At 42.8% G+C, this 9,155-nt stretch carries 8 protein-coding genes; 6 read left to right on the forward strand and 2 right to left on the reverse strand.

Going from position 1 to position 9,155, the window contains the following annotated elements; genetic code table 11:
• Positions 1 to 161: 161 nt before the first annotated feature.
• The gene (locus QZ735_RS14430) at positions 162 to 1,166 is read left to right on the forward strand and encodes a hypothetical protein (RefSeq protein ID WP_294249714.1); all 1,005 of its coding nucleotides are present in this window, start codon (positions 162 to 164) and stop codon (positions 1,164 to 1,166) included.
• A gap of 116 nt (positions 1,167 to 1,282) precedes the next feature.
• Positions 1,283 to 2,290, forward strand: coding sequence for a hypothetical protein (locus QZ735_RS14435; protein ID WP_294249716.1), 1,008 nt, complete (start codon positions 1,283 to 1,285; stop codon positions 2,288 to 2,290).
• A 49-nt stretch (positions 2,291 to 2,339) separates the two neighbouring features.
• On the opposite strand, the gene QZ735_RS14440 is transcribed toward QZ735_RS14435, so the two are convergent.
• Complete coding sequence (locus tag QZ735_RS14440) at positions 2,340 to 4,625, reverse strand: GH92 family glycosyl hydrolase (RefSeq protein WP_294249718.1); 2,286 nt, start codon at positions 4,623 to 4,625, stop codon at positions 2,340 to 2,342.
• A gap of 56 nt (positions 4,626 to 4,681) precedes the next feature.
• Positions 4,682 to 4,807, reverse strand: coding sequence for a hypothetical protein (locus QZ735_RS14445; RefSeq protein ID WP_294249720.1), 126 nt, complete (start codon positions 4,805 to 4,807; stop codon positions 4,682 to 4,684).
• Positions 4,808 to 4,893: 86 nt separating this feature from the next.
• Between QZ735_RS14445 and lepA the strand changes: the two genes are divergently transcribed.
• From lepA to QZ735_RS14465, 4 genes are all read left to right on the forward strand, one after another.
• The gene (gene lepA, locus QZ735_RS14450; protein ID WP_294249722.1) at positions 4,894 to 6,690 is read left to right on the forward strand and encodes a translation elongation factor 4; all 1,797 of its coding nucleotides are present in this window, start codon (positions 4,894 to 4,896) and stop codon (positions 6,688 to 6,690) included.
• 139 nt (positions 6,691 to 6,829) lie between these two features.
• On the forward strand, positions 6,830 to 7,525 hold the full coding sequence (locus QZ735_RS14455; RefSeq protein WP_294249724.1) for an NUDIX domain-containing protein: 696 nt from the start codon (positions 6,830 to 6,832) through the stop codon (positions 7,523 to 7,525).
• Positions 7,526 to 7,990: 465 nt separating this feature from the next.
• Positions 7,991 to 8,533 (forward strand): NADAR family protein, encoded by a 543-nt coding sequence (locus QZ735_RS14460; RefSeq protein WP_294249725.1) that lies wholly within the window; start codon positions 7,991 to 7,993, stop codon positions 8,531 to 8,533.
• A gap of 26 nt (positions 8,534 to 8,559) precedes the next feature.
• Positions 8,560 to 9,111, forward strand: a complete 552-nt coding sequence (locus QZ735_RS14465) for a 2OG-Fe(II) oxygenase (protein WP_294249727.1) — start codon at positions 8,560 to 8,562, stop codon at positions 9,109 to 9,111.
• Positions 9,112 to 9,155 lie beyond the last annotated feature (44 nt).

Consider the following 9,155-nt stretch of genomic DNA (forward strand, 5'->3'; position numbering starts at 1 on the left):
AGAAGGCTGGATAAAGACCATGAAAAGACACCTGAAAGTCAGGTATATTGGATATTATGGCAAAATTGTCAAATTATCCTCAATAAAATCAGATAAATAATACAAATCTTTTTTAAACATACTCTAAGAATGAATGATTAATTTTGCTGAAATTCTTAACTATGAAAAAACTTGTTATGTTTCTTTTCCTCTCGCTGTCAGTAGCGGCATGGGCACAAAAGGCAGAGGTAATCAAGCTAAATCAGAATATCAAAGACAAATTTTCCCGTACGAAATCCCTGACGGTAATTGATAACAGGCAGGATAAAAATATCGGAACGGTAACCTACAAGGGAGAACCGGTAGACATTAAATTTTCCGGCAGCGACCTGAAAAGTGAGGTTGAAAGCTGGTTTGCAGAAGATAATAAAACCAGGGGAAACAATGATATTGTATTATTGCTGGAAGAAATCAAGGTCAGCGAGTTCACAGAGACCCGTCTTACCAAAGCCAAAGTAAGGATCAGCAGTTTCATCAACCGTAACGGAAAGTATTATTTCATCAACCGGTATAACAACACCCTGGATTTCAATCCTAAGGTGACTCCAAATGTTCCCAGGACGATTTCCATTGCCTTATCCACCATACTGTCTACTTTGATCAATGATTCCTACTCCCATATCGCATTCAGCACACCGGTTGCAGAATCTGAGCTGGATCATTATGAAACCATTGCCAGCAGGAACATCAGATACCTGAACGTTCCGGAGCTTACTCCAGGCGTCTATACCGATTTCCGGTCCTTTTACCTGCAGAAACCAAAAGAAGGATACTATGTCGACAAAAATAAAAAAGGAAAAGTAACAGGAGTAAAGAATGCAGAACATCTTACCGTCTCGGGGGAAGAAATCTTCGGATATGTGGAAGACGGAAAGGCGTACCGCCTGACACCGGTAGGCTTTCTGGAAATGCAGAAAGATGATAAAGGCTATTATGTAGTCTCTTCCAGGCTTGAACTTTTTCCGCCGCAGAATAACAGTGGCATGATGATCGGCGCTATGGCCGGAGGAATGGTGGGAGCCCTGATCGGTGCAGCCATCGATTCATCCGGTTCAGCTAAAAGAAGGCCGGATACGGAACTGTCCAATGTATACATCGATCCTCTTACCGGTGAATATAGTTTTTGACTTAACTAAATTTTTAAATAAAATTTCTTAAAAATCTTTACCTATCGGATTCTGTTTTTTGCCAGCCGGCAATTCCGTAATTTTGAATACCTATTACAAAATAATAATACCAACCTATGAACAAAATATTTGTTTTTTTACTCTTTTCAGCTTTTTTATCTGCTCAGAAAACGGAAACCATCAATCTATCGAGGTCTCCCAAAGACAACAGGAATTTTATCAGGACCTTCACGGTGAAGGATCAGCGTCCTGATAAAAATATCGGAAGCGTCACCGATCACAGAAAAGAAGTGAAGGTGGCATTTGAACACGATGCCGTTACAGATCTTCAGAATTGGGTGGGACAATCCAAAACGATGCAGGGAAAAAATGATCTGGTCCTGTTGCTTGAAGATCTGAAAGTTTCAGAAGAGCAGAATGAGCAGTCTTCTGTCGGTAAGCTCCAGCTCAGGGCAAGCACCTTTATAAAAAAAGCAGACGGATATCATTTCCTGTACAGGAAAGATACGGCAACTACAGTTTCCTCCCGAGTTAATCCCTTTGTAGCACAGAATCTCGCAAGAAAATTCACCATGATCCTTTCAGACTTTCTGGAAGATTCATATAAACGGGAAGCCTGGGAACCGAGCGTTCCGGAACAGGATCTTCCGCGTTATGCTGAAGTACTTACGGATCAGCTCGATATCCTGAAGGCAGACGAACTGAAAGACGGCGTATACAAAGATTATCAGAGTTTCTTCAATCATCGTCCGGAACCAGGCTTTGTGCTGGAAACTGATTCTAAAGGGGTAGTGACCAAAGCGGTAAACGGCAAGGATAAAACGGCAATCCGCCGCTTTTATGCGTTTGTACATAACGGCGTGGCCTACAAAATTATTCCCGTAGGCTATGCTGAAATTTTAAAAAGTGATCAAGGTCTTTTCATTGAGGTGAAAAAAGCGGAACTCTTTCCCGAATCATCCAATGGTGCCATGATCGGTGTCATGGCCGGAGGTTTGATCGGTGGCGTCATTGGTGTGGCAATAGATGCCGGAGCCCAAAGCAGGAGAAACAGAGTTCCGGAACAGGAAGTTTACCTTGACCCGCTTACAGGGCAATATATTTTGCCTGATGGATTTAAATAAACTAAAAAGAGAGACCTGTGCGTCTCTCTTTCTCTTTCTTTTTCTTTTTTTATTTCTGATCCGTAGAATAGGAATACGGAAAGTCCCTTTCATCCGTACCCCGGTCTTTATCCGGCTGGGAAGCCATTTCAAAATTGAGCTGAGCTCCTTTCATTAATTCCTGGTGGCTGAGCCAGTTTCTGGTGTACTTTTTTCCGTTGAATTCCATCGATTGTACAAACCGGTTACTATCATTATTGCGGGCAGCATTGATCTCTATATGCTTTCCGTTTTCCAAATGGACCGTTGCTTTTTTAAACAGAGGGGCACCCAGAACATACTGATCCGTTGCGGGAGTAACAGGATAAAAACCAAGCGCTGAGAAAATATACCATGCTGAAGTTTGCCCGTTGTCCTCATCGCCGCAATAACCGTCCGGAGTAGGCTGGTAGAGGCGGTTCATGGTTTCCCGCACCCAATACTGCGTTTTCCACGGTTCACCGGAATAATTGTACAGGTAAATGATATGCTGTGCCGGCTGGTTTCCGTGGGCATACTGTCCCATATCCGCATTCACCATTTCCTGGATCTCATGAATGGTCGATCCGTAATACGAATCATCAAAAACAGGTGGCAATTCGAAGACCTGGTCCAGTTTTTTTGAAAATTTTTTCCTTCCGCCCATCAGTTTGGCCAGGCCTTCAATATCCTGGAATACCGACCAGGTGTAATGCCAGGAATTTCCTTCCGTAAAGGCATCGCCCCACTTAAAAGGATTAAAAGGAGCCTGGAAGCTTCCGTCACGGTTTCTTCCGCGCGCCAGTTTGGTTTCGGGATCCATTACTTTTTGGAAATTCTGGGAACGACGGTAATATTCTTTCCATTCGGATTCCGGTTTCCCTAAAGCTTTTCCCAGTTGGGCAATGGCGAAATCATCGTAAGCATATTCCAGCGTCCGCGCTGCATTTTCATTGATTTTTACATCATAGGGAACATAGCCGAGTTCTTTGTAATACTGAATGCCTAATCTTCCCGTTGCCTGCGGACCTTCGTTATTGGCCCCGTGGAGCAGAGCCTGATATAAAGTCTCAATATCATAGCCGCGTAAGCCTTTCAGGTATGCATCGGCCACCACGGAAGCGGAATTGTTGCCGATCATAATATCGGAATAGGAGGGGCTCGACCATTCGGGAAGCCAGCCGCCTTCTTTGTAATCGTTAATCAACCCTTTCTGCATTTCAACGTTTATGTTGGGATAAACCAGGTTCAGGAAAGGGTAGAGGGCTCTGAAAGTATCCCAGAAACCGGTCCCTGCAAACCGGTAACCGGCTTCCGTTTTCCCTGAATACGGACTGTAATGAACGATTTCTCCTTCTTTGTTGAATTCGTACATTTTATGAGGAAAGCAGAGCATCCTGTACAGGCAAGAGTAGAAAGTACGCATCTGATCGACGGTTCCTCCCGCAACTTCTACTTTTTTCAGTTTTTCATTCCAGGCCTGTTTGGCTTTTCTGAAGGTATCATCGAACGAATCCTGATCCAGTTCCCGCTGCAAATTCAGTTCTGCCTGTTCGGGACTGATGAACGAAGAAGCTACTTTAAGGTTTACTTTTTCACCCTTTTTCGTGGCAAAACCAACGACGGCTCCACAGTGGTCGCCTGTAATTTCAAGCACATACTTCACAAAATCCTTATCCTTCCACGCTGAATATTTTACGAATGGCTTATCGGCATAGATGACAAAGTAATTTTTGAAGCCGACAAGTTTTCCCCTCGAATATCTTGTGGAATAACCAACGATTTTCTTTTCGGAAGGAATGATTTTGATGTTCGATCCTTTATCGAAGGCATCCACAACAATCCATGAATTTTCAGAATCAGGATAAGTCAGTCTCAGCTGTGCAGCCCTTTCCGTAGGTGTAATTTCCGCCGTTACGTTATGATCAGCCAGGTAAACACTGTAATAATAAGGTTTTGAAACCTCGGATTTGTGGGAAAACCAGCTTGCTCTTTCCTCTTCATTGAAACGCATTTTTCCGGTTACGGGCATAATCGAAAACATTCCGTAATCGTTCATCCAGGGTGAAGGCTGATGCGTCTGCTTGATCCCGCGGATTTTGTCGGCATCATAGGTATATTGCCAGCCGTTACCATTTTTTCCGGTCTGTGGCGTCCAAAGGTTCATTCCGTGAGGGACGGCAACTGCAGGATAGGTGTTCCCGTTGGAAAGCGAAGGCTTTGACAGCGACCCGATTAACGGATTGACGAATTCCTCAGGATGCTCCGGGGCATTTTCAATCCACTGTGCATGAGTCGCAAAAGGAATCATCAGAAGGATCAGCAAAAGTTTTTTCATAAGTTGAATTGAGATTGAATTGTGGTTAAATTACGGAGCAAAAAGATAACTAATTCTTACTTAATAAAATCACCCAATCTTGAAAAAAATGATTGTGTGGAAGGGTTGGTAGCTACCGGGATCAGCTGATCTGAAAAACGAAAAAGAGAAGGAGCCTGTACCTGCCGGAAAGCTTTTTTCATCCTTTGAATTAATTTTCTGCGCTTTAGAAATAAGAATCACAAATTATCCTGCATTTTATTATCTTTGCAAATTACATAGTTCTTAAATGAAAAACATACGAAATTTTTGCATAATCGCTCATATCGACCATGGTAAAAGTACTCTGGCAGACCGTCTTCTGGAATATACCAATACGGTTTCCCAGAGAGAATTACAGTCCCAGACACTGGATGACATGGATCTGGAGAAAGAACGCGGGATTACCATTAAATCCCACGCCATCCAGATGGATTATGAGCTCAACGGCGAAAAATATATCTTAAACTTAATCGACACTCCGGGACACGTGGACTTTTCTTATGAAGTTTCCCGTTCCATTGCGGCCTGTGAAGGGGCACTACTTATTGTAGACGCAGCACAGAGCATCCAGGCACAGACCATCAGCAACCTGTATCTGGCTTTGGAAAATGACCTGACAATTATTCCAATCCTGAACAAGATCGACCTTCCTTCAGCAAATCCTGAAGAGGTAACCGATGAGATCATGAACCTGATCGGCTGCGATTATGAAGATGTATTAAGGGTTTCCGGAAAAACCGGAGAAGGGGTACATGACCTTCTGGAACAGATCGTTAAAAGAATTCCGGCACCGGTAGGTGATCCGGATGCACCGCTTCAGGCTTTGATTTTTGACTCGGTATACAACCCCTTCAGAGGAATTGAAGCGTATTTCAAAGTAGTAAACGGAAGCATTACGAAAAACGAAAAGATTAAATTTTTCGCAACAGGAAAAGAATACGGGGCTGATGAGGTAGGAACATTGAAACTGAAGCAGGTTCCTAAGAAAACCGTTGAGTGCGGGGACGTAGGTTACCTTGTTTCCGGAATCAAGGATGCCCGTGAAGTAAAAGTAGGGGATACCATCACTTCATTCGATAAGCCGGCTGCCGGACCGATTGAAGGGTTTGAGGAAGTTAAGCCGATGGTATTTGCCGGGATTTACCCGATCGATTCCGAGGATTTTGAAGAATTGAGATTCTCCCTTGAAAAATTAAGGCTGAATGATGCTTCCCTGGTTTTTGAGCCGGAAAGTTCAGCTGCACTTGGTTTCGGGTTCCGTTGCGGATTCCTGGGAATGCTTCACATGGAAATCGTTCAGGAACGTCTGGACCGGGAGTTCAACATGAACGTAATCACTACGGTACCTAACGTATCGTATTTCGGGTACTCCAAAAAAGAACCGGAAGTGCCGATCCTGATCAACAACCCGTCTGAAATGATGGATCCGTCGATCATGGACAGGGTAGAAGAACCTTTCATCAAAGCTTCCATCATCACCAAATCCGATTTCGTAGGTCCGGTAATGACCTTATGTATCGAAAAAAGAGGGGAAATTGTAAACCAGAGTTACCTGACTTCTGAAAGAGTGGAGCTGGTATTCAACATGCCGTTGGCTGAGGTGGTTTTCGACTTCTATGACCGTCTCAAATCGATTTCCAAAGGATATGCTTCCTTCGATTACCATCCGATCGGATTCAGGGCTTCCAAGCTTGTAAAAATGGATATCCTGATCAACGGGGATATGGTGGACGCTTTATCATCTTTGATTCATGATTCCAATGCCTATCATATCGGTAAGAAGATGTGTGAAAAGCTCCGTGAGCTGATCCCGAGACAGCAGTTCGATATCGCCGTTCAGGCCGCTTTGGGAACCAAGGTAATTGCCAGGGAAACCATTAAAGCACTGAGAAAAGACGTTACCGCAAAATGTTACGGTGGGGATATTTCCAGAAAGAGAAAGCTTTTGGAGAAGCAGAAAGAAGGAAAAAAGAAAATGAAGCAGATCGGAAGGGTAGAAGTACCGCAGTCGGCGTTTATGGCTGTGCTGAAGCTGAATGATTAAATAAAAGAGCCTGATAAGAAGGCAAAAAATAAATTGAAATCCGCAGATAATTTCTGCGGATTTTTTGTTTATGACTCAGATTATTTTTTTTATGTTAACTAAACCGTAACTTTGTGTACTCACAACGCAAATTTAATACATGGCAGGTTCAAAGAAGTTACAGGATATAAAAGTGGCCGTAGATGCGGTAGTTTTCGGGTATTTCGATAAAAAAGACCTTCAGGTGCTCCTGATCCAGCGGAATATCGAGCCTTTCAAGGGCGGATGGGCGCTTCCGGGCGGACTCGTTCTGGATGATGAAAACCTGGATGATGCCGTAAAGCGTGAACTCTGCGAAGAGGCAGGCATAAAGCCCGATTTTCTGGAACAGCTTTATACCTTCGGCAATGTGGGCCGCGACCCGCGGAACCGGGTGGTTTCCGTAACCTATCTGGGGCTGGTAAACCCTTCTTATTATGAACTGGCTGCCGATTCCGATGCGGATGATGCCCAATGGTTTGGCATCAACAGTCTTCCGGAACTGGCTTTCGATCATCAGACCATTATTGATACGGCATTAAAAAGGCTCCGGACTAAAATCCAGTACCAACCCGTCGGTTTTAATCTGCTGAACGAGGAATTTGCCTTTTCAGAACTGGAAAACCTCTATAAAACCATTGTCGGACAGGAAATCGACCGCCGCAACTTCCGTAAAAAGATCATGAGCTACGGGCTGCTGAATGAAACCGACAACTTCAAGAAAGAAGGCAGCGGCAGGCCCGGCAAAATGTTTACCTTCAACCAGGAGAAATACAAGGAACTGGAAGAACAGGGATTTTATTTTGAACTGAAGTAGCTTCAACTTATTCGCATGAATACCTATTAAAAAGAGGATTTTTCTTTTATAGGTTTAAATATACGCTCGCAGATCGCGCAGATTTGCAGATTTTTCGTGATCGGTGATATCATCAATTTATTGTTCACATGTAAATAAACTTCTTGATTTTCACTATTCAAATGTAATTTATTAGCTTAGTTATTTTTTATAATAAAGAAATTTGCGTAATCTGTAAAATCTGCGTGAGATCATAAAAGAAGCACAAATCCATTATCCGGAAATTTTATTTATCTGAAAAGGCTTCAATCTGTTTTCATCTAACAGATCTACACGGCATAAGCCAAATTCATCAATTCAATACTAATTTTTTGAAATTTTTATCATTGATAATCAATTAATTAAATTATTTAGCGTAAAATTAACACAAATTAATTTGGCAGGTAAAACTATATTCCTTTAAATTTGTGTAAAAATAACGCAATCATGAAATACACCATACGAAATACCATTGAAAGATTTCGGCATCAGAAAAAGCCTGACTTTCTATTCTTTTGGGGACATACGGTGAAAGAAGAAATGACCAAAGCCTGTTTCAGCCAGTGGTTTCCGGCTGAGTTTCAGGAAGACGGTATACTATACAAGACTGCCGAACATTATATGATGGCCGGAAAAGCAAGGTTGTTTGACGATCATGAAATTTTAGAACAGATCATCCACTCTGAAACTCCAGATCAGGTTAAAAAACTGGGAAGAAAGGTCAGCAATTTTGATCCGCAGCTTTGGGATAAGCATAAATACGAGATCGTAAAACAGGGAAACCTGCTGAAATTTTCTAAGCATGAAGCGCTTAAAGAATTTTTGCTGTCCACGGAAGACCGGGTGTTGGTGGAAGCCAGTCCGTACGATACCATCTGGGGCATCGGAATGCTGGAAACCAATCCCAAAGCCCTAAATCCATCACAGTGGAACGGCGAAAATCTCCTGGGATTTGTTTTGATGGAAGTACGGAACGAACTGAGAAGGTAAAAACACAATACCAAACATATGATACTATGGAAAAGACAATATTGCATCCGGAGATCTTCCTGATCGAAAATTTCCTGACGAATGAAGAATGCGACCATTATATTGAACTGACAAAAGACCAAGTTTTTAAAGAAGCAAAGATCAATATGCAGGGCCGGCAGGTCATGAGCAAAGGCATCAGGAACAATGACCGGCTGATGGTTTTCGATAATAAACTGCCTGAAAACCTGTTTCAAAAAGCCGCCGGGTTTCTTCCTCAGACCCATGAGAACCACAAGGTCACAGGCTTTAATGAGATGTTCCGAATCTATAAATATTCGCCGGGACAACGGTTTAAGATGCACCGCGACGGAAGCTACATCAGGAATGAACATGAAAAGAGCTTTTACACCTTCCTGATCTATCTGAACGACGATTTTGAAGGCGGGGAAACCGAATTTGAAGGGTTGTTCACTGTTGCTCCGAAGAAAGGTTCCGCTCTCGTTTTCTATCATCCTTTAAGACACGAAGGAAAAACGCTGATCAGCGGATTGAAATATGTGCTGAGGACAGACATCATGTATACAAAAGAACAGTAAACGGATAGAACCAAACTTCCGTATTGCATTAAAAATCAAGCCCG

Source organism: uncultured Chryseobacterium sp., from assembly GCF_913776365.1.
Taxonomy (GTDB): Bacteria; Bacteroidota; Bacteroidia; order Flavobacteriales; family Weeksellaceae; genus Chryseobacterium.